Consider the following 22,056-nt stretch of genomic DNA (forward strand, 5'->3'; position numbering starts at 1 on the left):
TTTCCGGCCCTCGGCCGCGGGCGGCCTCCGGCCTCCCTGACGTCGCCTCCGGAAACACCGGTCCCGCCGCTGCCGGTGGTCAAGCTTGTCGGTTCGGTGGTCGAGCCTGTCGAGACCTTGATCTCGACAGGCTCGATCAGTGGGGGAGGTGGTAGCCGGTTTCGGAGAGTTGGGCCAGTCCGTCGGAGAGCAGGCCAGCCAGGGCGCGCTCAAGCTGCGGGGCGTGGGTGTTGAGGTCGTGCAGCTTGCGCAGCGCGGGGGCCGTTTCGGCGTGGACTTGTGCGGCCACGGAGTCCCAGAACAGATCGGCGTGAACGGGGGAGCTGGCGGCACGCAACACGGCCATGACCGCACCGCGCACCTGCCTGTCGGTCCCGGCCCACGGCTGGCCCTTGGGAATGTATGTGGGCTCCGGCTGGCCGGCTGCAATCCATGCGCACTTATCCAGTACGGGGCACAGATCGCACTTTGGGCTGCGTGCCGTGCAGATGACAGCACCAAGTTCCATCACGGCCGCATTCCACAGCACCGATTCGTCAGCATCTTCCGGTAGCAGGTCCGTGGCCAGGGCTGTTTCAGCGGCTGTGAGGGCCGGGGCGGGGAGCGCCTGGCCAATGACCAGCCGGGCATGAACACGGCGAATGTTGGTGTCCACAACTGTTGTGCGCCGGCCAAACGCAAAAGCGGCAACGGCCGCCGCTGTGTACGTCCCCACGCCGGGAAGAGCCAGAAGTTCCGGGTAAGTGTCCGGGACTGCGCCGTCGTGCTCCTCAAGAATCCGCGCAGCGGCGGCATGCAGGCGCAAGGCCCGGCGGGGGTATCCCAGCCGCCCCCAAGCCCGCAGGACATCGGCGGCCGGAGCGGCGGCAAAATCCGCAGGGGTGGGCCAGCGCTCCATCCACTCCTCCCAGACGGGCTGCACACGGACCACCGGCGTTTGTTGGAGCATGATTTCGCTGACCAGGATGCCCCACGCCGAGCAGCCCCTGCGCCACGGCAGATCCCTGGCCTGTTGCCCGAACCATCGCGTGATTTCCTGATGCACCACATCTCCCTTCGCTGCGCAGCTGGCTTCGCCCAAAGCGGCAGTTCAACTCTAAGTCACGCGGCGTGGTTCACATGCTGGCTGGCGGCGTGGTTGGCGCCAAGGCGGCCGGCCCTTCGATACTCTGGATAGGTGGGTGAGCAAGGGAATTCAACAGGCGGCAGGGGCCCCGCACCCGTGCCTGCCAGCAGGCAGCCAGTTTCGGACAAGGTGTACCGCAGGCGCCGCCAAGTGGCGGGTGTGCTGATCCTGTTGATCATCGCGGGGCTGATAGCCGGCGGAATTTTCATCTCAGGACTATTGAGTAGCGGCTCTGCGCCAACCAGCAATGCCGAACCGGCCAGCACCAGCTCAGCGAAAGCCAAACCGGCAGTGAAACCGGGCACGCCGCCGGCAGCCGTGTGTGATGAAGCCGGGATCAAGGTAACCGCCACTGTGGACAAGCCGGCTTACGGTCCCGAGGAATTCCCCGTCCTGACGCTGCGTGTGACCAACTCAGGAAAGTCCCCGTGCGACATCAACGTGGGCACCAGCCAGATGGAATTCCAGATCACCAGTGGCGAAGACGTCATCTTTAATTCGATGCACTGCCAGCTGGGCGCAACTGACTTGGTGAAAAATTTGGCACCGGGAGCTTCCGAGACCGCCAATTTTGTCTGGAAGGTGAAGCGCAGCGCCCCCGGCTGCGCCAAGGTTGCCGTTGAACCGGGGCGCTCAGGCGGCACCTATGCGTTTGTGGCAAAACTTGGCAAATGGTCCAGTGAACCGGTGACGTTCACGCTGCAATAGGGGCGGCTGCCTTGGTGGCCGGGGACGCGGGGTTACAGGAAACGGTCCAGCAGGCTGGCTTCGGCAATACGCGACAGGCCCTCGCGCACGTTGCGTGCACGCAGTTCACCGATGCCATCCACAACCATGAGCTCATCAATGGTGGCTGCCATCAAGTTCTGCAGCCCGCCAAAGTGGTCAACCAGGCGCCCGGCCACTGCACCGGGCACGGCCTTCAAGCCCGACACCAAGCGGTATCCGCGCGGCTGGATCATGATGTCCAGGGAATCGTTGCCCCCGGTGGTCAGGCCAACAATGTTGGCAATGAGGTTCAGGTTGATCAAATCCGCTTGATCGATCTCTTGAAGCGCCGCTACAGCAGCATCCACATCCGTTGTCTCCGGGACCGTGTAGTCGCGAATCACCATGTCAGCTCCGGAGCCGCGGGTGGTGGAGAGTTCCTCCAGTTGCAAGGAGAGCAGGCGCCCGTCCACGCCGAGTTCCAGCACGTATTGGGCGATTTCTTCCGAGATTCGGCGCACCATCTCATGGCGCTGCAAGGTGACGGCAACATCGCGGACAGTGACCATGGCCTCGATCTCCAGGGCGGAGAGTGAACTTGTCACCTGGTCCAGGCGCGCGCGGTAGCGTTCCAGGGTGGCCAGGGCCTGGTTGGCGCGGGCCAGGACCTTTTCTGAACCCTCCAAAACGTAGCGCAGCCCGTCCACGTACAAGGCAATGATCTGCATGGACTGGCTGACCGAAACAACAGGTACACCGGTTTGAATGGCCACCCGCTCCGCGGTTCGGTGGCGGGTTCCAGATTCCTGGGTTTCAATGCTCGGGTCCGGCACCAGCTGGACGGCTGCCCGAATAATTTTGGTGACGTCCTTGTCGCACACAATAGCGCCGTCCATTTTGGCCAGTTCACGCAGACTTGTGGGGGCAAAGTCAATGCCGATCTCAAAGCCGCCGGAGCACAGGCTGTCAATGGTTTTGTCCGAGCCGAGCACAATCAGTGCGCCCGTGCGGCCTCGAAGAATTCGTTCCAGTCCATCACGCAACGGCGTTCCCGGCGCGACACGGGCAAGAGTGGCTTTCAAAGCCTCTTCGGGGCTGCGGAGCATGGGCGGTTCCTTCTTTTCGAGCACGGGAATCCGCGCAAGTCACAATGCCCATAATAGTGGGAAGTAGCCGTGTTTTCCGGCTGGATTGGCCTTTTAGCCAGCCAGTCGTGGAAATGTGCCGTTTTCGCGCAATTTCGGGACAACAGACGGCGTCGGCGGAGCTCGCTTTAGCCGTGGAGCAACAGTTCCGTCGCCTCTGCGATGTGCTCGATTTCCTTCACTGTGAAGTCCGGCGGAATGGGGCCGGGTCCCGTTGAGCTCAACGGGACCAGGGCGTGGGTGTAACCCAACCGGCTGGCCTCCTGGATGCGCTGATTGATGCCCGGCACGGGGCGGACCTCCCCGGCCAGACCCACCTCGCCAAACGCCACCATCTTGCCGTGGACCGGCTTGTTGGTTTTAGCGGACACAATGGACAAGGCCACGGCCAGATCCATGGCCGGTTCGGAGAGCTTGGCGCCGCCCACTGTTGCCACGTAGCTGTCGTCAGCATCCAAGCGCAGTCCGGCCCTTTGCTGCAGCACGGCAAGCAACATGCCAATGCGGGTCGAATCCAGGCCGGAAACCGTGCGGCGGGGCGAGGAACCCAGTGCCGGGGTCAGTAGTGCCTGCACCTCAGCCAGCAACGGCCGGCGGCCCTCCATGGTCACCGTGATGCAGGTGCCGGAAACGGGCTGGGAGGTGCGGGAGGTAAACAAGCCGCTGGGATCGGCCAGGCCTTCAATGCCGTTGTCGGTGAGGTCAAAACAGCCCACCTCATCGGTTTGGCCGTAACGGTTCTTGACCGCACGCAGCAGACGCAGACGGGAGTGGCGTTCGCCGTCGAACTGGCACACAACATCCACCAGGTGCTCCAGCAGGCGGGGCCCGGCAATGGAGCCGTCCTTGGTCACGTGGCCCACCAGCAGAGTTGTCATGTTCAGGCGTTTGGCTGCTGCAATGAGCGACGCCGCAACCTCGCGCACCTGCGACACCCCGCCGGCACTGCCGTCAACCATGGCGCTGCTGAAAGTCTGTACCGAATCCACAATCAACAGGGCGGGCTGCACGGCCTCCACCTGGCCAAGCGCCGTGCCAAGATCGGTTTCGGCACCCAAATACAAGGTATCCGCCACGGCGCCAATGCGTTCGGCCCGCAATTTCACCTGGGCGGCAGATTCCTCACCCGTCAGGTACAGGACCTTTTTGGGTTCGCGGCCATGCTCATTGCGGGCAAACTTTGCCGCAACATCCAGCAGCAGCGTTGATTTTCCGACGCCGGGTTCCCCCGCCAGCAGGATCACGGCACCTGGCACCATGCCGCCGCCCAGGACGCGGTCCAGCTCCGGCACACCCGTGAGATTGTGGGCTGCCTTGGAGGCATCCACCTCGGAGATCAGCTGGGCAGGCCGGACAACTGTGGTGGCGGCGGTGGTCCTGATGACGACCATGCCGATTTCCTCCAGCGTGCCCCAAGCCTGGCATTCGCCGCAGCGGCCCACCCATTTGACGGCCGTCCAGCCACATTCGCCGCAACGGAAGTTTTGCCCTGAGTTGGTCTTTGCGCTCTTTGTTGCCATGACTCAACCCTAGCGCCGGGCACTGACATGATGCTGCTGGTGCCCAAGGCGCTGTGGATAAGTTCGCGCAGAAAACTAAAGTTCGGGCAGCAAATCCCGGGCTTCGGAAGGATCCATCTGGGCCGCCTCCAGAAGATCCACCACCAGTGGACGCAAGAGCAGCACAAGGGCTTCGCCCTCCATCCGTGAGATTTCCAGCTTGTTCGGGTGCAGCCTCATGGCAATGTCGGCGAGCGAATCGCGGGCATGACTGAGGGTGGCCCGGGACGTAGTGTCAGAAACCGCTGCAGCGAGCTCATCCACGGCTGATGCGCATTCGCTCATGATTTCTCCAAGGTGAACGCTGCCGGCCTCGGACAGTGCCGCATTGTTGATGGTGCTGGCCAGCCGACGGGCAAAGACCCGACTGGAACGCATGGCATAGTCAACCCGGACCATCAACTTGGCCATCCCCTCCACTTCCTGGAAATGGCGCCTGTACATGGGCGACAATCTGGCAATTTCCACAGAGCCGCGCAAGCCTTGGCGCATGGCATCGATGCGTGGTTGTTGGCTGCGGGCCCTCACCAGGGCGTGCCAGGCCGTGGTGGAATCGTTGTAGGAAAGGGCGGAAGCGCATTCACGCAACACAAGCGACAACTCGCCGAGGACTTCCTTGAGGTCCTCCTTGGGCTCCCGCCGCGGATCCCGGGGCAGCAGGAACGTTGCCGCCAGGGCGAAACAACCACCCACGATGGCGTCAATGCTGCGGGTGAATGGCCCACCTGCCGGCATGGGCAGCAAAACTACCAGCAGGGACTGGAGCGCCAGTTGGGTGGTGAAGATGGCGCCAGTGTCCAAGAACCGTGCCAGCAGGATGGACAGAAAAAGCACCAGTGCCGCCTGCCAAATGCCAGGACCCAGCCAATGCACCAGGACGTCACCCACCGCAATGCCAAGGGTGCAGCCCATTCCCACCTCCAGTACCCGGCGAAGACGCGGATCCCTGGTAAAGCCAAGGGCAATAATGGCGCTGGTGGCAGCAAACAAGGGGCCTTGGTGCCCCAAAACCAGTTCGGAGAAGTAGTAGGCGCCCACTGCGCAGACGGTCATCATCAGGGCCTGGACCACTGAACCGTAGCTGCGGCGCAACCCTAAACGGGCGCGACGTTTCAGGAAACGTACTGTTGCTGCCGGCTTTGTGTGCTTTGCCGGGGCTGACTCGGGCATGGTGCCAAGTCTATGCTTCACCGGGCCAAACACCCGATGGGCTTGCGCTGGCCCACGGCTTTTGCGCCCGGCGACAGCGCAACGCCCAACGAACAACGGTTACTGATGTGACCGGCGTCGTACAGCAAAACCAAGAATCCCCGCAGCGTTAACCTTCCGTTCACCTAGGTGGGGGTGTTGCGTTACCTCGGTTGCTTAACGTCAAAGAGTAAGAAATCGAAAGCAACCCAACGAAGAGGTAGATCGCGTGAAGGCACTTCACATTGGCCGCGTGGCAGCAGTACTCACCGTCGGTGCATTGGCACTGACAGCCTGCGGAACTGACAACGTGGTGGAAACCGGCAACGGCGCAACCACTGGAGCAAGCGCGGGACCCACCGTCACCGGCACACTGACCGGCACCGGCGCCAGCTCCATCTCAGCAGCCATGGACGCGTGGAAGGCCGGCTTCGAATCCGCCAACTCCGGCGCCAAGGTCCAGTACTCTCCCGAAGGCTCCGGCGCGGGACGCAAGGCCCTCATTGCAGGCGCCGTACAGTTCGCCGGCTCGGATGCGTACCTCAAGGACGAAGAGCTGGTCTCCGCCCAGGAAAAGTGCGGGCCCGACGGCGCCATCAACGTCCCCTGGTACATCTCACCGATCACCGTTGCGTTCAACGTTGAGGGTGTCAAGGCTTTGAAGCTCGACGCCGACACCATCGCCAAGATCTTCCGCGGCGACATCAAGAACTGGAACGACGCAGCCATCAAGGCAGCCAACCCGGACGCTACGCTGCCGGACCTGGCCATCACCCCCGTGCACCGCTCGGACAACTCCGGCACCACGGAAAACTTCACGGATTACCTGGCCGCAGCCGCCAAGACTGTCTGGACAGACGCGAAGTCAGGCGACTGGCCCACCGCACTGCCGGGCGAAAATGCCAAGGGCACCTCCGGCGTCGTCAAGACAACCACCGAAACCGCCGGCGCCATCACCTACGCCGATGACTCAGCAGTCACCGACGCCCTGGGCAAGGTTGAGCTGAAGGTTGGCGACACGTTTGTCCCCGTCACCGCCGAGGCAGCAGCCATTGCCGTTGACGCCGCAACGGTGGTCGAAGGCCGCTCCGCCAACGATCTTTCCTTGAAGCTGGACCGCACCACCACTGTGGCTGGCGCCTACCCGGCAGTTCTGGTCTCCTACGGTGTGTTCTGCGCGCACTACCCGGACGCCGCAACCGTTGACCTGGTCAAGTCCTTCGGCACCTTCGTGCTCAGCGATGAGGGCCAGAAGCAGGCAGCCGACGCAGCCAAGAGCGCACCGCTCTCAGCCGCGCTCGCCACCAAGGCGAAGGCTTCGGTCGACTCCATCAGCGTCGCCAAGTAAAGCTCAAACAAAAAGGTATTAGATTGTCCACCACCAAGCTCGCACGTCGAGCCGGAACAGGCCGCACCGGAGATAAAGTCTTCTCCGGTGCGGCACTGGGTGCCGGTGCCCTGATTGTGGCTGTCCTCTTCGCTGTGGCCCTGTTCCTGGTTGTCCAGGCGTTGCCAACCTTCAGCGCACCCGCTGCCGACATCACGGGCGGGGAAGGCTTCTTCACCTACATCTTCCCCATCGTCATCGGCACGCTCATCGCCGCCACCATTGCCCTGCTCATTGCCACACCCATTGGCATTGCCGTGGCCCTGTTCATCTCCCACTACGCCCCGCGCAAGCTGGCCCGTGGCCTGGGATATGTGGTGGACCTGCTAGCTGCCATCCCCTCAGTTGTCTACGGCGCCTGGGGTGCAAGCTTCCTCGCTTCACAGCTGAAGGTGCCGTACCAGTGGCTCGCTGAGAACATGGGCTGGATTCCCCTTTTTGCAGGACCTGCTTCAAGCACTGGCAAGACCATTTTGACGGCCGGCATTGTCCTCGCCGTCATGGTCCTGCCCATCATTGCCTCACTTACCCGGGAGATTTTCCTGCAGGCACCCATGCTGCACCAAGAAGCGGCGTTGGCGTTGGGCGCCACCCGGTGGGAAATGATCCGCATGGCTGTTCTACCCTTTGCCCGCGGCGGCATAATCAGCGCCGTCATGCTGGGCCTTGGCCGTGCTCTGGGTGAAACCATGGCTGTAGCCCTTGTCCTTTCCTCAGGACCCCTGATCGCCTCCCTGATCCGCTCCGGCAACCAAACCATTGCCGCCGAGATCGCACTGGACTTTCCCGAAGCCTTCGGCCTGCGCATGCACGAACTCATCGCAGCAGGCCTGGTGCTCTTCCTCATCACCCTGGCAGTAAACATGGTGGCCCGCTGGATCATCAACCGCCACAAAGAATTCTCGGGAGCTAACTAATGGCCACGCTCATGACTGAACGTAAGCGCTCCGCCCTGACCCGCGGCCGCCTCCCCAAGTACACCCCCTACGTCATCGCCCTCAGCGCAGTGGTCATTGCTGCTGCCTTGATGTCGCTGATTGGCTTCCACGTCTTTGGTTGGGCCGTTCTCTCCGCCGTGTTGTTCGTTATTGGCAACGTGACGGCCGCCGGCGTCGTCGAAGGCCGCCGCAAAGCCACCGACAAGTTCGCCACCTCTTTGGTCTACGGCGCTTTCCTGGTTGCGCTCCTGCCGCTGATCTCAGTCATTTGGACTGTTCTTGTCAACGGTGTGCCCGGACTGCTAACCCCCGGTTTCCTGAGCACTTCCATGAACGGCGTGACGGGCGCCGTGGACAACGCCTCCGTGAAGGACGGCACACCCGTGGTGGGCGGTGTCTACCACGCACTCATGGGCTCGGTCATGATCACCTTGTGGGCAACCCTGATCTCCGTTCCCGTGGGCCTGCTGACAGCCATCTACCTGGTTGAATACAGCGCAGGCAACACGTTCTCCAAGGTCATCACCTTCCTGGTGGATGTCATGACAGGCATCCCCTCGATTGTGGCGGGCCTGTTCGCAGCAGCGTTCTTTGCCATGATCCTGGGGCCGGGCACCAAGACCGGATTCGTGGCCGCCGTGGCACTTTCGGTACTCATGATCCCGGTGGTGGTGCGCTCCAGCGAGGAAATGCTCAAGATTGTGCCGAACGAGCTGCGCGAGGCCGCCTACGCGCTGGGTGTGCGCAAGTGGCGCACCATCCTCAAGGTGGTCATTCCGACGGCGATCTCGGGTATCGCTTCAGGTGTCACCTTGGCCATTGCCCGTGTCATTGGCGAAACCGCCCCGCTTCTGGTGACGGCAGGATTTGCCACCACCATCAACATGAATGTGTTCTCCGGGTGGATGGCCTCGCTGCCCACGTTCATTTACACGCAGATCATGACACCCACCTCGCCGTCCAACGCGGACCCGTCCACTCAGCGTGCCTGGGCTGCGGCGCTGCTGTTGATCATTCTTGTCATGCTGCTGAACCTCGGAGCCCGCCTGGTGGCCCGCCTCTTTGCGCCGAAAACCGGCCGCTAACTTTTTCTTAGAAGGAACCCTAGCTATGTCTAAGCGTATTGATGTCAGTGATTTGAATGTTTACTACGGTGATTTCCGGGCCGTGGAAGATGTCAGCATCACCATTGAAGCCAAGTCCGTCACAGCGTTCATTGGTCCGTCCGGTTGTGGCAAGTCCACGTTCCTGCGCACCCTGAACCGCATGCACGAGGTCATCCCCGGCGCTCGCGTTGAGGGCAAGGTGCTCCTGGACGGCGACAACCTCTACGGCGACGGCGTTGACCCCGTGACCGTGCGCAGCCAGATCGGCATGGTGTTCCAGCGGCCCAACCCGTTCCCCACCATGAGCATCCGCGACAACGTCCTGGCCGGTGTAAAGCTGAACAGCCGCCGCATTTCCAAGTCCGACGCCGATTCCCTCGTGGAGAAGTCCCTGCAGGGTGCCAACCTGTGGAATGAGGTCAAGGACCGCCTGGACAAGCCCGGCTCCGGCCTCTCAGGCGGCCAGCAGCAGCGCCTGTGCATCGCCCGCGCCATTGCCGTGTCACCGGATGTAATTCTGATGGATGAGCCCTGCTCCGCCCTTGACCCCATCTCCACACTGGCCATTGAGGACCTCATCAACGAGCTCAAGGATGAGTACACGGTGGTCATCGTGACACACAATATGCAGCAGGCTGCCCGCGTCTCCGACAAAACGGCCTTCTTCAACATTGCCGGCACCGGCAAGCCCGGAAAGCTGATCGAATACGCGGACACCGCCACCATCTTCAACAACCCGGGCGAGAAGTCAACCGAAGACTACGTTTCCGGCCGCTTCGGGTAAGCCACCCTGAATCGTTCGTGAGTGCGCACATAATGCTCTCAAAATTGATTTTGGGCGCGTTACCTGCACACTCGAGGGGAAGATGCGGGCCAACTGCTAGGGGCGGGATGAAACTTTGTCGCCGGGCTCGGCCTCGAGCACCTCAGCGCCGGGCCGCTTGACACCGCCCTTGCGGTAGCGGAAGACGCCGATGGCCACCACCAAGGCTGCTAGGGCGACAGATAACAGCAACGCCTCCCGTGTTTGCGGAACTATGATCATGCCAACGATCAAGGCCATGATGGCAGCGATGGAAAGCCAGGTCAGGTAGGGGAAGAACCACATCTTCAACTCGAGCTCCCTGGCCGCGGCGCCCATCCGGCGTCGCAAAATCAACTGGGACGTGGCTATCACGAGCCACACGAACAAGGCGATGGCGCCGGAGGTGTTGACCATGAATAGGAACACCTTATCCGGGGACAGGTAGTTCAGGCCCACGGTCACGAAGCCCACCACGGTGGAGGCCAGAACGGCACTGACAGGGACTCCGCGCTTGGAGATCTTGCGCCAGGACTTGGGAGCATCGCCGCGCGTCGACAGCGAGAAAAGCATCCGGCTGGCCGTGTACAGGCCCGAGTTCAGGCAGGACAGCACGGAGGTCAGAACCACCACGTCCATGATGGTGCCGGCGCCGGGGATTCCAAACAGTTCAATGACTGCAACGTAGGGGCTCTTGGCAACCGACGCATCATTCCACGGCAGCAGCGTCACAACAATGGCAACGGAACCAATGTAGAAGACCAGGATGCGCCACACAGTGGACTTCACGGCCTTCTTCACAGCATCCACGGGGTTCTCGGACTCTCCGGCGGCAATCGTGGCAATTTCAGCACCAAAGAAGGAAAACACCACCACCAGGACGCCCGCCAGCACGGCACCTGGACCATTCGGGAAGAAGCCGCCGTTGCCGGTGAGGTTCGCCAGGCCTGGCGCGTCAACGCCGGGCAGGAATCCCAGGATGGCAGTGACGCCCAGCAAGAGGAAGACGATGATGGCGGCAACCTTGACGGAGGCAAACCAGAATTCAAATTCCCCGTAGGACTTCACGGAGGCCACGTTGGTCAGCGTCAGGAGCACCATCAGGACCAGCGCCCACTGCCACTGGTCAACGCCGGGCACCCAACGGTGCATGATGGCGGCACCGGCGGTGGCTTCCACACCGAGCACAATGATCCAGAACCAGGCGTACAGCCAGCCGATGCTGAATCCGGCCCATCGCCCCAGAGCCTTGTCAGCATAGGTGGAAAAGGAACCGGTTTCGGGATGGGCAGCGGCCATTTCCCCCAGCATCCGCATGACCAGAATGACTACAAGGCCGGCCGCCGCGTAGGCCACCAGAATCCCAGGTCCTGCCTGCTGGATGGCGGCGCCTGATCCTACAAATAGCCCGGCGCCGATGACGCCGGCTATGGCAATCATGGATAGGTGGCGGGGTTTGAGGGTCTTTGATAACTGCTGCTCGGCTTGCATTGGCAAAACTTCCTTTTGGGGTACCCGTTGGCGGCGACGCTGACGCGGGTTTTCGTGAGTGGCATCACGGGGACGACTCAGCCTAAGTCCGGTTTTTCCTGTGTCCGTTGTCCATAGTCCCAGAATGTCTGGTCGAAGTATGGGCAAATGCACTGAAGCCGAGCAAAAAACGGCGATTTGTTTACCAGGAGAAAACAATTAAAGCTGCTTGGCGGGCTTTGCAGCAAACCTTCACCGTCTGCAGCACGTTCCCGGCCCCTGAACTAGGCCAGGGGGGAGAGTGCCAGGAAGAACAACGCACCCAACGCCAAGCATGCAATGGGTGTGGCCAGCCAGGCACGGATGATCTTGCGCAGCACCTGTTTATTGGTGGTTGCAAAGCGCTGGTTGGCCCCGGCGCCTGCAATGGCTCCCGTGACTGTGTGGGTAGTGGACAGTGGCATGTGCAGGCCAATGGCACCCACAAACAACAGTCCCGCACCAATCATTTGGGCCACAAAGCCTCGCATGGGATCGATTCGGACCAGCCGGTGTCCCAGTGTGTAGGAAATCCGCCAGCCGCCGCACAGCGTCCCAGCAGCCAGCAGGACAGCAGTGAAGATGGGAACCCACAGGGGCACCTCCCCGACCCCAATGGAACCGGCGGCAACCAACGCAAACAGCAGGACCGTCGTCGTGCGCTGGCCGTCCTGGAGGCCATGGCCAAAGGCCACCGCGGCACCGGCCACTGACTGGAGCTGGCGTGTGCGTCGGTTGACCCGGTTGGGTGCGGTGTTCTTGGCAGCCCACGATGTTGGGTAGACGGCGGCAAAACCCAGCACGAACGCCACCACGGGGGAGATGAGCAGCGGCAGGAGCACCAGGGTCAGCATGGTGGTGTTGATGCCGTCGAGCGGGGCGTGGCCGGTGATGGCGGACCCCAGCGACGCTCCCACCAGTGCGCTGATGAGGGCATGTGTGGAGGAGGACGGGAAGCCTCGCCACCACAAGTACAGGCCCCACAGGCAGGCGCCAATGAGCGCCGCCAGCAGCAAAAGCAACCCGACCCGGCCCGGCGGCACTGTGAACAGCCTGTCGGCGAAGGCAGCCGTGAGCATCACGCTGAGCAACGCGCCCACGCAGTTGAAAAAGCTCGCAAGAAACAGGGCGACGGATGGCGTCAGGGCCCGGGTCCGCACGGACAGGGCGACGGCGGATGAGGCATCGCGGAAACCGTTCAGGAACGCGAAAAGCGCCGCAGTGACAATGACGGCACCGAGCAGGAACGCTATCAAGGTCACGATTCCTTGACGATAATGCTGCCCACTTGAGTGGCAACTGCGCGCATCTGCCGGCTCGCGGACGCGAACTGGTCGGCGAGGGTTTTGTACTTGGCAAAGGTGGTGGGGCTATGGTCCTTCAGCAGCTCGGACACCAGCACCCGGTGGGTGTGGTCTGCCCGTTTGGCCAGCCGGAGGACCTCCAGCCAGTAGTCCTCCAAGCCGTCCAGATCGTTCAGGGAGCGCATGGCGGTGGCCGTGAGTTCCGCCTGCTGGGAGAGGATCTCAAGCTGGTCGCTGACTCGGGCCGGAATCCGGTCCAGGACGTACAGCTCGATAACTTCGGCAGCACCCGTGAGGATTTCGCTGGTCTCATTGAGCACCTGGCCCAAGGAATACAAATCTTCGCGGGGCAGCGGATTGATGAAACTGGTCCGCATGGCGGTGAGCAAGGTGGCGAAGTTGGCAGTGGAGGCGGACTCCTCCTGCCGAAGCGATTCTGTGAGGGCTGGGAAGTCCGCCCGGTCAGCTCCGAGTAGTTCCGCCAGGGTGTGGGTGGCGCTCAGAATGTGTTCTGACATGCTCACCAGCGCTTGCAGCCCTGCGGTCTCCTGGGGAAAAAGTCGAAACTTCACTATGAGGCCTTTGTCGAAAGCGGATTCCTGGAAACCCGAATATTTAGGGCATAAAAGTGGTGTCGAACCGGGAGCGCCTCTCGGCACTGGGCCGCTCTAGGCGGCTATAAAATGGAGCCCGGGGGTTCCACGGTTCGACACCGCTTTCAGTCTTCTACGTCCAGCCCAAAGTGTCAACTGAGGGGCCTTTTTCTAGTCCAGTTCGCCCTTGCGCCAGGACTTGGCGGCACCCTCCAAATCCTCAGCCGTGCGTACCAATTGGTGTGCCTTCCTGGTGAGAGCCGCAGCATGTTCCCCGTGGGCAGCCTCACGTTCAACGGCCATGGTGGCCTGGCCCAACGCAACCACCCGGCAAAAGGCGGCTGAACGCTCCAGCGCAACGTCAAAGTCGCCGTCGAACGCACCTGACAGAATCGCATTGGCCATGGTGGTGATTTCCTCGGCGCCGGGCGGCTCGGCCACACCGGCCACGGCGTTGGCCACCTGGGCCTTTTGCTGGCCGGCCCGGAAGAACACGCTGATGCCCTCGGGGTCTTGCAATGTGGCGGCGCGGAGGGCGTACAGGCGCCACAGGGCACCGGGGAGGGAACGGGCAGGACTCGCAGCCCACATCTCGGCAATGGCTTCAAGGCCTTGTTTGTCCGCGAGCTTTACAAGCCGCTTGGTGACTTCCGGGTCATTGCTGGCCCGTCCGCTGTGCACCAAGGCCCTGGCGGCAAGATGCGCGGCTTCAGACACGCGTGCCGGATCGATGCCCCCAGCGAACTGCTCAAAGTCGGCAGGGGAAAATGGTACCGGCTTGTGCGGGCGGGGCGTGTTGTTGGCTGGTCGATCATTCATGACACGAACACTACTCCCGCTGCCCGGTGTGGTCGAGAGAACCGGCCCGCGGGCGCCAAATCTGTGGAATCGGCTGGTGGGAGGTACGGGTGCAGCGACGCGGACACCGGGATTCGGCCTTCAATTGCATTCTGACGTGTGCTGTGCGGTAGTCTATTGTGCGGACAACTTCTCCATGGATGGATTCATCTTTGGGTGGTTGCCTTTAGGTCGGGCCTTTAGCTCAGTTGGTAGAGCATCGGACTTTTAATCCGTGGGTCGCGGGTTCGAGCCCCGCAGGGCCCACCGATCTTTAGTGAGAATGCCGCCGTTTACCGGATTTGCCACAGTTTGAACTATGGCAAATCCGTCAAACGGCGGCATTTTTGTTGTGCCGCCCCGTCCGGCCTCAGGAGACGCCTGTGTAGCCTCGCGAGGACTCCTCCAGCCCCCGCGCAGACTCCAGGGCGGCAATGAACTCCGCTGAGGTGGTGGGCGTCGAGAACATGGGGTAGTCAAACTTGACAGCAGATTCCCCCTCTTCAACGCTTGTGGCGGCCACAGCATCTGTCAATGTCACCACGTTGTAGCCGCGCTCATAGGCTGTGAGCATGGTGGATTCAACGCAGCAATTGGTCAGGAATCCTGCCAGCGCCACAGTCTTGATGCCCTTGGCCCGCAAAATGAAGTCAAGATTGGTGCTTCCAAACGCATCCAAACCGCGCTTGCCCTCAATGACAATGTCAGATTCCACGGGGGCAAACCTGTCCGTGATTTCTGCGCCCCACGCACCCTTGACGAATGCGGTGGCATCCACCACGCCCTTGAGAATCCCATAGGGGTGTTTGGCAATCTCGTTGTACCCGGGGGTGAAGCTGATGGGGGAGTGAATAACAGTCGCCCCGGCCGCGCGGGCTGCTGCCAGAACTTTCTCGGCGTTGTCCAAGGTGCCGTTGGCGTGCATGGAGTCCATGACGGCTCCGTGCAAAACACCGCCTTCAGAGGTGAAGTCATTTTGGAATTCAATAAAAACTACTGCAGTTGAATCGGCATCCAAGAAAAACTCCTGCTGCGTGAGGGGAAATATCACTTGACGTGGCTGAATCTACAGCGAGCGGACGCACATGAACAGTGCCTGCCAAGATGGCAAGATAGTTACATGACAACAACTGCCCCCGCACTTGCCCTGACCATCGCCGGATCCGAAGCGACAGGCGGTGCCGGCGCCCAAGCTGACCTGAAAACGTTCCAGGAGCTGGGCGTCTTCGGCATCGTCAACCTGACCTGCATTGTGTCCTTTGACCCCAAGGACAACTGGAACCACCGTTTCGTGCCCGTTGACCAGCAGGTGATTGCCGATCAATTGGAAGCCACGACGGCGGCCTATGGTTCCGCCTCCGGCGCACCCACCGTGTTGGAAACAGTCAAAATTGGCATGCTGGGCAGCCCCGCCACCATCACCACCGTTGAGACAGCCCTGAAGGCGGCGGCGTTCAAGCACGTTGTCCTTGACCCGGTACTGATCTGCAAGGGGCAGGAGCCCGGCCACGCCCTGGACACCGACCAGGCTTTGAAGTCCCAGATCCTGCCGCTGGCCACCTTTGTCACCCCCAACCACTTCGAGGCGGAGTCACTCTCCGGCCTGCAGATCAAGAACTTGGAGGACTTGAAGGCGGCAGCGCGCAAGATCCACCAGATCAGCGGGGCAGCAGTGCTCGCCAAGGGCGGCGTGCGCCTTGAGGGAGCAGACGCCGTCGACGTTTTCTTTGACGGTGAAACCCTTGAGGTGCTCAGCGCCCCGAAGGTGGGCGAGGTTGCCGTATCAGGGGCTGGCTGCTCGCTGGCAGCGGCCGTGACGGCTGAACTGGCCAAGGGGGCCACACCGTTGGAGGCAGCCCGCACCGCCAAGGTGTTTGTTACCGAGGGCATCAAAAACCGCGTCACATCCGGCGCGCCGTTCACCGCTTTGTGGCAGGGCGGCGCAGGCGCCTAAAAGCCTGCCCGGCACACTGTTGCCAGCTTCTGCTCAGTGTGCCAAGCTCACTTTATGAGTGAGTTCGCAGCCCAAGAGTCCGATCCCTTTGACGCCACTGTGCGGATGACGCGCAATGATTCCCGGCACCGTTACGAACTGTTCGCAGCCGATGAACTGGCAGTGATTCTTTCCTTTAAGGATTTGCCCGGTCATATAGACCTCATCCACACAGTGGCGCAGCCTGGCTTTGAGGGCCGCGGCCTGGCAAAGATCCTTGCCAGATACGCCCTCGACGACGTGGTGGCATCCGGCAAGCGCATCATTCCGCATTGCCCCTATGTACTGCGGTTTTTGGACAAGCATCCGGAACCGTACACGCAGTACATTGACCTCGCGCAGGACGCCTAGGTGGAACGCCCCACTGCCCTGATTACGGGAGCCACCTCGGGGCTGGGTGCCGAGTTTGCCCAACAACTGGGCCGCACCCAGCATGATCTGGTGTTGGTTGCGCGCGATGTCACCCGACTTGAAGCCAAGGCCGTGCGATTGCGGGCCGACTTTGGCGTTCACGTTGAGGTCCTGCCGGCGGACCTGCTCACTGACGACGGCGTTGCCTCCGTCAGCGCCCGGCTCGCGGACCCTGCCCGAGGCGTTTCGGTGCTGGTTAACAACGCTGGGTTCAGCCTGGTCAAGGCCTTTGAAAACAACAGTGTCGAGGAAGAAACGGCCCACCTGCGTCTTCTAGCCCGAACCCCCATGCAGCTGACCCATGCAGCATTGCCGGGCATGTTGGCGCGCGGCCACGGCCGCATCATCAATGTCTCAAGCGTTTCGGCGTTCATTCCGCGCGGCACCTACGGTGCTGCCAAGGCGTGGCTGACGAGTTTCAGCCGCTTTGCCAATCTGCGTTACGGGCCCAAAGGGGTGGCGGTGACAGCCCTGTGCCCAGGCTTTGTGCACACCGAATTTCACCAACGCATGGGCGCCAGCATGGACGCGGTGCCGTCATGGCTGTGGCTCGACCCCGAGCGGGTGGTCCGCGAAGGGCTGGCCGACAACGCCGCAGGCAAGAGCGTGTCCATCCCGTCCAAGCGGTACGCCACGCTGGTGGCGTTGAGCCGCCTGGTGCCAGACAGGCTCGCAGCAGCGGCCGGCAATCGCGGGCGCTGATCCCTGCGCCCGCCCCCTGAACTGACCCGCAGTAGTGGTCGAAAAAACAAGTTTTTGCGGTGTTTTTCGACCACTACTGCGGGTCACTTGCTGGGAAGCGGCCCTGGGTCAACATCGCGTTAAGAAGGGCCTGTGCGCCGTATGGATCGCGTCAAGAACTGCTTCAGCGTGCGCTTGCGGTGATCTCATTGAAGAAGGGGCAGGGTGGTCAGAAAGACTGCCGCCGATTCTTGAGGGAAGTGAGCGCAGCATGGAAGTTGGCGAAAAGTTGGTGCCGGAGGGCTCTGGGGGCTTGCCGCAGGCGGGGCAGCACCGGGGCTATGTTGCCGTTGACGATGCTGGGGAATTCACGCTGTACCCGACGTCCGCTGCACTGTTGAATGACTTCGAGTATGTGGGCCAAGCAATTTGCATTGTGGGCCGCGACGGCTCCGGGTTCCGGCTCCTGCAGGACGCAGACAGGCAGCTTTCCCTAACAACGGCATTGGGGCCGGTGGACTTCTCCTGGCTGCGCCAGGCCTGGCTAAAGGCCCAGCGGCACAATCCTGGTGAGTACCCGCTGCGCCGGTTCTACCCGGCGGGCAGGGAAACTCTGCTGGCGTGCATGTTTGAAACCCTGTACCTGGAACATGCCATGGAACCGGTTCAATGGAACTGCGTGCTGGATGGGCAGGAAACCCACCCTGTGTCTCTGCAAGACATCGACGGGCGCCTGACCAGCAAGAGCCTGGTGGAGCGGGCCCGGGTGCAAGATCCGTTTGGGCACCTGTACAGGCCCGTGCGGGTGCCTGCCCGCGGTGCGCGCGGCCACAACCGCCACGGGAAAGTCACCATTTTTGTGGAGATTCCCGCGGCGGCCGATGCCGGCCGGCTCAGCGGTCAAACGACCGCCACGGCTGCCAGCGCAATGACACTTGCCTACTCCGGCCTGCCCACCGTGACGGGGATGCCTGCACCGGGCGTCGCCGGCTCATAGGAGTCGTCAAAAGGCATGTGGTCCATGTCCAGCAACGGGTTGTCATCCTGAGTAGCCACCAGCTCCTGTGCCTCCTCCACTGTGGCCACGCTCGGCATGGAACCGGGCAGCGGCTTCTGGGCAGATTCCCGCAGGAAGTAAATGCCCACCGCGCCAATGGCGGAGGTTAACATCAGGTAGTACGCGGGCATCATGGTGTTGCCGGTGAGGGTGATTAGTCCCTTCATGATGAAGGGTGCGGTCCCGCCAAAGATCGCCACAGCAAAGTTGTAAGAGATCCCCATGCCGCCGTAGCGGCTCGAGGTCGGGAACAACGCCGGCAGTGCCGAGGCCAGGTTGGAGACGTAGAAGGTGACGGGGAAGGCGATTAGCGCCAGCCCGAGCATGGTGGACCAGATCGGGCCAAGGCTGATCAGGATGAAGGCCGGGGTGGCCAGCACCACTGTACTGATGGCGCCGACCCACAAGACCGGACGCCGACCGATTTTATCGGAGAGGCGACCTGTCAGCGGTATGCACAAGGCCATGGCGACCAAGATGGGGATGGTGAGTATGGTCCCGTGCAACTCGTCATAACCCATGGAATCAGTCAAATACGTTGGCATGTAGGACGTGAGGGCGTAGCCCGCGGTGTTGGCTGCTGCCACCAGGATCATGGCCAGCAGGACTTGGCGCCAGTAAACCTTGACCAGGTGGACAGGTCCACTTGAGGTGGCTTCGTCGCTGGCCGCGGCGGATTTTGACTGCTCCTCATTGGCGTCCAAGGTTGCCTGGAACTGCGGGGATTCCTCGATTTTCAGGCGGAAGTACACGGCAATGAGACCCAGTGGACCGGCAATCAGGAATGGCAGTCGCCAGCCCCACTGTTCCATGGCTTCCTGGCCAAGGGTCAGCTGAAGCACCGAGACCAGCGCGGCACCCATGGCGAATCCCATGTAGCTGCCGAGGTCCAAAATGCTGGCAAAGTAGCCGCGTCGCTTGTCTGGGGCGTACTCGCTGACAAAGGTGGTGGCGCCTGCGTACTCGCCGCCGGTAGAAAAGCCTTGGACCAGTTTCAGGAGGACCAGCAGCGCGGCGGCCCACATGCCGATTTGTGCGTATCCGGGCAGTAGCCCGACGGCGAACGTCGAGGCGGCCATGACTATCAGTGTGGTGGCGAGTACCTTCTGCCGACCAATCTTGTCACCGAGCCAGCCAAAGACCACACCGCCGAGGGGGCGGGCCAGGAAGGTGGCGGCAAAGGTGCCCAAGAGGAACAAGGTCCGGACATCCGGGTCTGATTCCGGCAAAAATACCGGTCCCATGGTGCCGATCAGGTATCCGAAGACACCTACGTCGTACCATTCCATGGTGTTTCCGACGACGGTGCCGCCGAGGGCTTTTTTGAGCATGGGCTTGTTGACGATATTTACATCAGCAACGGCCAGGCGGCGTTTCTTAAGTTTTGGCAGGCGGGGCTTCTTGAGCCGAGCTTGCGATCGATCTGCGGTGTCCTTAACACCTTTTTCCGGTTGAATCATGCTTCGGTCTATGGGCATTTGCTGATCCCCTTAAGGAGGCTGTTTGCTTGCGACTTTCTGCTGCATCGCTACGGGCAGACCTTAAATTCTAGCAGATGGGGCATTTTGCGCCCTTGGAAGGGTTCCTGTCAACCACGTAAAAACCCCGTGTCCAAGACTGTTAGCGGGCCTCGACACGGGGTTTTGGTGCAGGGTTTTAGGCGTCGTGGTTGGTCTCCAAAATGCGCACCAGCGTCTCCAATGAATCGCCGGCGGAATCGTTCTCGGTACGCAGCACAACAACTTCCCCGTGCTCCACGCCCAGGCTCATCAGTGCCAGCATGCTGTCTGCATCCACAGCGTCCTCGGCAGCCTCACCGGCACGGGAAATGGTCACCTCAAAACCCAGATCGCCGGCGGCTTCGGCGAAGATCGAGGCCGGGCGGGCATGCAATCCCACGGTGCTCGCAATGGTGGCTGTTCGTTCAATCATTTCTATCTCCAATACGTGTGTGAAATGTGGGGGCTTAGAGGCCCAGCTCGGCCAGGGCGGGAAGTGCGGCCCTGACCAGTTCGCGAGCCTCGGCCGCGGATGCCGCGGCCACGGCCTGCTCCGCCAGTTGGCGTGCCTGCGCCAGGGTGACGGTGCGCAGGACTGCGCTGACAGCCGGGATGGCGCGTGCCGTCATGGACAGGCTGCTGACGCCCAGCCCTGCCAGTACGACGGCGAGTGCCGGGTCAGCTGCTGCCTCACCACACACTCCCACGGGCTTGGGTGCGGAATCCTCGGTAGCCAACGCCGCCGAGTGCTTGGCTTGGGCGATGGCGCCGTTGACAGTTGCCTGCACCAACGCAAGGACTGCTGGCTGCCACGGGTCATTCAGGGCTGCCAGCGGACCCAGCTGCCTGTCGGCGGCCATGGCGTACTGGGTGAGGTCGTTGGTGCCAAGGCTGGCAAATTCAACCCGGTCCAGCAGATGGCGTGCGGTGAGCGCAGCCGACGGGACCTCCACCATGACGCCGGGTGTTTGCAGCCCGGCCGTGGCGCACATGGCCGCAAAGTCGGCGGCTTCGGCGGGCGTGGAGATCATGGGGGCCATAACCCACACCACTGCCGCGGATTGCTTTGCGGCGTCGGCAATGGCCGCCAACTGGCGGGCCAGAACACCGGGGGTGGTGCTGTCCGTCCGGTAACCGCGAACACCCAGAGCCGGGTTGGGCTCGGTGGAATCGGTGAGGAACGGCAGGGGCTTGTCAGCCCCGGCATCGAGGGTTCGGACCACAACCTTCGCGCCGGGGAACGCGTCGAAAACACCCTTGTAGGCGGCAACTTGTTCGTCATGGCCGGGTTCGGTGTCGTGGCCCAGGAAGCAGAACTCCGTGCGCAAAAGACCCACGCCCTGGGCATTGGCGGCGGCTGCAGCTTGCGCGTCCTTGGCGCCGCCCACATTGGCCAGCAACGCCAGCGCGGTGCCGTCGGCCAGCTGGCCCGAACCGTCAAAGACGCTCAGCAAGGTGGCCTGCTCTGTCCACTTTTGGGCTGCCGCGACATCGTTCTGCCCGGGATGGGTTGAGATGCTCCCGGCTGCGCCGTCCACAAAGACAAACTCGCCGTCCGTCAGCTCCGTGACGCCACGGGCGGCAACCACGGCCGGCAGGCCCAGGCTGCGGGCGATGATGGCTGTGTGCGACTGCGGCCCACCACCGGCTGTGACCAAGGCGATGACCTTTGCGGGGTCAAGTGTTGCCGTGTCTGCCGGGGCCAGATCGTGTGCAACCAGGATGAAGGGAACCGGCGAATCCGGGATTTCCGGGGCAGGCACCCCGCGCAAGGCGGCAACAATGCGGGAGCGGACATCGAGGACGTCGTGGGACCGCTCCGCCATGTAACCGCCCAGGCTGATCAGCATGGCCGCAACAGTGTCCCCGGCATCCCAGATGGCGCGTTCGGCGGAAAGCCCCGTGTTGATGAGCTTGATGGCCGCCTTGATCAGCATGGGATCCGTGGCCATCAAAGCCGTGGCGTCCAGCACTGCCTTGCTGTCGCCGGTGGCCCGGCCGGCCCGCTCCAGCAAGGTCGCCTTGACGCTTGCACCCGCCTCCTTGAGCTTGGCAGCGGCAGCCTCGGCCGACGTCGAACTATCCAACTTCTCGCCGGCGGGAGGTGCGCTCAAGGCAGGGGGCATGATCCGTACCGGGCCTACCACGCGCCCCGGGGTGACGCCGACGCCAACATAGCTTTGCATAAGGCTTCCTTTGAAAGTCAATGCCGG

21 protein-coding genes and 1 tRNA gene are annotated in these 22,056 nt (G+C 62.2%); 10 read left to right on the plus strand and 12 right to left on the minus strand.

Annotation, left to right across the window (positions count from 1 at the left end; all coding sequences use genetic code 11):
- Positions 1-136: 136 nt before the first annotated feature.
- Positions 137-1,048 (minus strand): iron-sulfur binding domain-containing protein, encoded by a 912-nt coding sequence (locus tag CVS27_RS08380; protein ID WP_370739486.1) that lies wholly within the window; start codon positions 1,046-1,048, stop codon positions 137-139.
- Between the two features lie 129 nt (positions 1,049-1,177).
- Here CVS27_RS08380 and CVS27_RS08385 point away from each other — a divergent pair, with 129 nt between their 5' ends.
- On the plus strand, positions 1,178-1,834 hold the full coding sequence (locus CVS27_RS08385) for a hypothetical protein (RefSeq protein ID WP_103465277.1): 657 nt from the start codon (positions 1,178-1,180) through the stop codon (positions 1,832-1,834).
- Positions 1,835-1,866: 32 nt separating this feature from the next.
- Here the strand turns inward: CVS27_RS08385 and disA are convergent, their stop codons facing one another.
- From disA to CVS27_RS08400, 3 genes are all read right to left on the minus strand, one after another.
- Positions 1,867-2,940 (minus strand): DNA integrity scanning diadenylate cyclase DisA, encoded by a 1,074-nt coding sequence (disA, locus tag CVS27_RS08390; protein ID WP_103465278.1) that lies wholly within the window; start codon positions 2,938-2,940, stop codon positions 1,867-1,869.
- A gap of 167 nt (positions 2,941-3,107) precedes the next feature.
- Positions 3,108-4,499 (minus strand): DNA repair protein RadA, encoded by a 1,392-nt coding sequence (gene radA, locus CVS27_RS08395; protein ID WP_103465279.1) that lies wholly within the window; start codon positions 4,497-4,499, stop codon positions 3,108-3,110.
- A gap of 75 nt (positions 4,500-4,574) precedes the next feature.
- Complete coding sequence (locus CVS27_RS08400) at positions 4,575-5,708, minus strand: FUSC family protein (RefSeq protein WP_103465280.1); 1,134 nt, start codon at positions 5,706-5,708, stop codon at positions 4,575-4,577.
- Positions 5,709-5,955: 247 nt separating this feature from the next.
- Here CVS27_RS08400 and pstS point away from each other — a divergent pair, with 247 nt between their 5' ends.
- Genes pstS through pstB form a run of 4 tightly spaced genes read left to right on the plus strand, consistent with a single transcriptional unit; the run spans position 5,956 to position 9,941 of the window.
- Positions 5,956-7,074 (plus strand): phosphate ABC transporter substrate-binding protein PstS, encoded by a 1,119-nt coding sequence (pstS, locus tag CVS27_RS08405; RefSeq protein WP_103465281.1) that lies wholly within the window; start codon positions 5,956-5,958, stop codon positions 7,072-7,074.
- 23 nt (positions 7,075-7,097) lie between these two features.
- Positions 7,098-8,030 (plus strand): phosphate ABC transporter permease subunit PstC, encoded by a 933-nt coding sequence (gene pstC, locus CVS27_RS08410; protein WP_103465282.1) that lies wholly within the window; start codon positions 7,098-7,100, stop codon positions 8,028-8,030.
- Between the two features lie 11 nt (positions 8,031-8,041).
- Complete coding sequence (gene pstA / locus CVS27_RS08415) at positions 8,042-9,136, plus strand: phosphate ABC transporter permease PstA (protein WP_243399754.1); 1,095 nt, start codon at positions 8,042-8,044, stop codon at positions 9,134-9,136.
- A gap of 25 nt (positions 9,137-9,161) precedes the next feature.
- Positions 9,162-9,941, plus strand: coding sequence for a phosphate ABC transporter ATP-binding protein PstB (gene pstB, locus CVS27_RS08420; protein ID WP_103465284.1), 780 nt, complete (start codon positions 9,162-9,164; stop codon positions 9,939-9,941).
- A 96-nt stretch (positions 9,942-10,037) separates the two neighbouring features.
- On the opposite strand, the gene CVS27_RS08425 is transcribed toward pstB, so the two are convergent.
- From CVS27_RS08425 to CVS27_RS08440, 4 genes are all read right to left on the minus strand, one after another.
- The gene (locus CVS27_RS08425; RefSeq protein WP_103465285.1) at positions 10,038-11,450 is read right to left on the minus strand and encodes an amino acid permease; all 1,413 of its coding nucleotides are present in this window, start codon (positions 11,448-11,450) and stop codon (positions 10,038-10,040) included.
- A gap of 263 nt (positions 11,451-11,713) precedes the next feature.
- Positions 11,714-12,730 (minus strand): inorganic phosphate transporter, encoded by a 1,017-nt coding sequence (locus tag CVS27_RS08430; protein ID WP_306418485.1) that lies wholly within the window; start codon positions 12,728-12,730, stop codon positions 11,714-11,716.
- Positions 12,727-13,290 carry a DUF47 domain-containing protein gene (locus CVS27_RS08435; protein ID WP_243399752.1) on the minus strand — a complete coding sequence of 188 codons (564 nt, stop codon included), beginning with the start codon at positions 13,288-13,290 and terminating at the stop codon, positions 12,727-12,729. The genes CVS27_RS08430 and CVS27_RS08435 overlap by 4 nt, the downstream gene beginning before the upstream one ends.
- A gap of 246 nt (positions 13,291-13,536) precedes the next feature.
- On the minus strand, positions 13,537-14,184 hold the full coding sequence (locus tag CVS27_RS08440; RefSeq protein ID WP_103465287.1) for a hypothetical protein: 648 nt from the start codon (positions 14,182-14,184) through the stop codon (positions 13,537-13,539).
- A 212-nt stretch (positions 14,185-14,396) separates the two neighbouring features.
- Between CVS27_RS08440 and CVS27_RS08445 the strand changes: the two genes are divergently transcribed.
- A tRNA-Lys gene (locus tag CVS27_RS08445) sits at positions 14,397-14,469 on the plus strand.
- Between the two features lie 103 nt (positions 14,470-14,572).
- On the opposite strand, the gene CVS27_RS08450 is transcribed toward CVS27_RS08445, so the two are convergent.
- Positions 14,573-15,220: a cysteine hydrolase family protein gene (locus CVS27_RS08450; protein ID WP_103465288.1), complete on the minus strand. Its 648-nt coding sequence runs from the start codon at positions 15,218-15,220 to the stop codon at positions 14,573-14,575.
- A gap of 102 nt (positions 15,221-15,322) precedes the next feature.
- On the opposite strand from CVS27_RS08450, the gene CVS27_RS08455 reads away from it, so the two are divergent.
- The 4 genes from CVS27_RS08455 (at position 15,323) to CVS27_RS08470 (ending at position 18,284) form a co-directional block, all read left to right on the plus strand.
- Positions 15,323-16,156, plus strand: a complete 834-nt coding sequence (locus CVS27_RS08455; RefSeq protein ID WP_103465289.1) for a hydroxymethylpyrimidine/phosphomethylpyrimidine kinase — start codon at positions 15,323-15,325, stop codon at positions 16,154-16,156.
- A gap of 54 nt (positions 16,157-16,210) precedes the next feature.
- A complete protein-coding gene (locus tag CVS27_RS08460; RefSeq protein ID WP_103465290.1) occupies positions 16,211-16,546 on the plus strand; it encodes a GNAT family N-acetyltransferase in 336 nt (111 codons plus the stop codon).
- Positions 16,547-17,308, plus strand: a complete 762-nt coding sequence (locus tag CVS27_RS08465; RefSeq protein ID WP_103465291.1) for an SDR family NAD(P)-dependent oxidoreductase — start codon at positions 16,547-16,549, stop codon at positions 17,306-17,308. It abuts the gene before it with no gap.
- A gap of 250 nt (positions 17,309-17,558) precedes the next feature.
- On the plus strand, positions 17,559-18,284 hold the full coding sequence (locus CVS27_RS08470; RefSeq protein WP_103465292.1) for a hypothetical protein: 726 nt from the start codon (positions 17,559-17,561) through the stop codon (positions 18,282-18,284).
- Here CVS27_RS08470 and CVS27_RS08475 read toward each other — a convergent pair.
- From CVS27_RS08475 to CVS27_RS08485, 3 genes are all read right to left on the minus strand, one after another.
- Positions 18,227-19,822, minus strand: coding sequence for an MFS transporter (locus CVS27_RS08475; RefSeq protein ID WP_103465293.1), 1,596 nt, complete (start codon positions 19,820-19,822; stop codon positions 18,227-18,229). The genes CVS27_RS08470 and CVS27_RS08475 overlap by 58 nt on opposite strands.
- Before the next feature lie 178 nt (positions 19,823-20,000).
- The gene (locus tag CVS27_RS08480) at positions 20,001-20,276 is read right to left on the minus strand and encodes an HPr family phosphocarrier protein (protein ID WP_103465294.1); all 276 of its coding nucleotides are present in this window, start codon (positions 20,274-20,276) and stop codon (positions 20,001-20,003) included.
- 34 nt (positions 20,277-20,310) lie between these two features.
- On the minus strand, positions 20,311-22,029 hold the full coding sequence (locus tag CVS27_RS08485) for a putative PEP-binding protein (protein WP_103465295.1): 1,719 nt from the start codon (positions 22,027-22,029) through the stop codon (positions 20,311-20,313).
- Between the last annotated feature and the right edge of the window lie 27 nt (positions 22,030-22,056).

The sequence above is a fragment of the Arthrobacter glacialis genome (assembly GCF_002909445.1).
Lineage (GTDB): Bacteria > Actinomycetota > Actinomycetes > Actinomycetales > Micrococcaceae > Specibacter > Specibacter glacialis.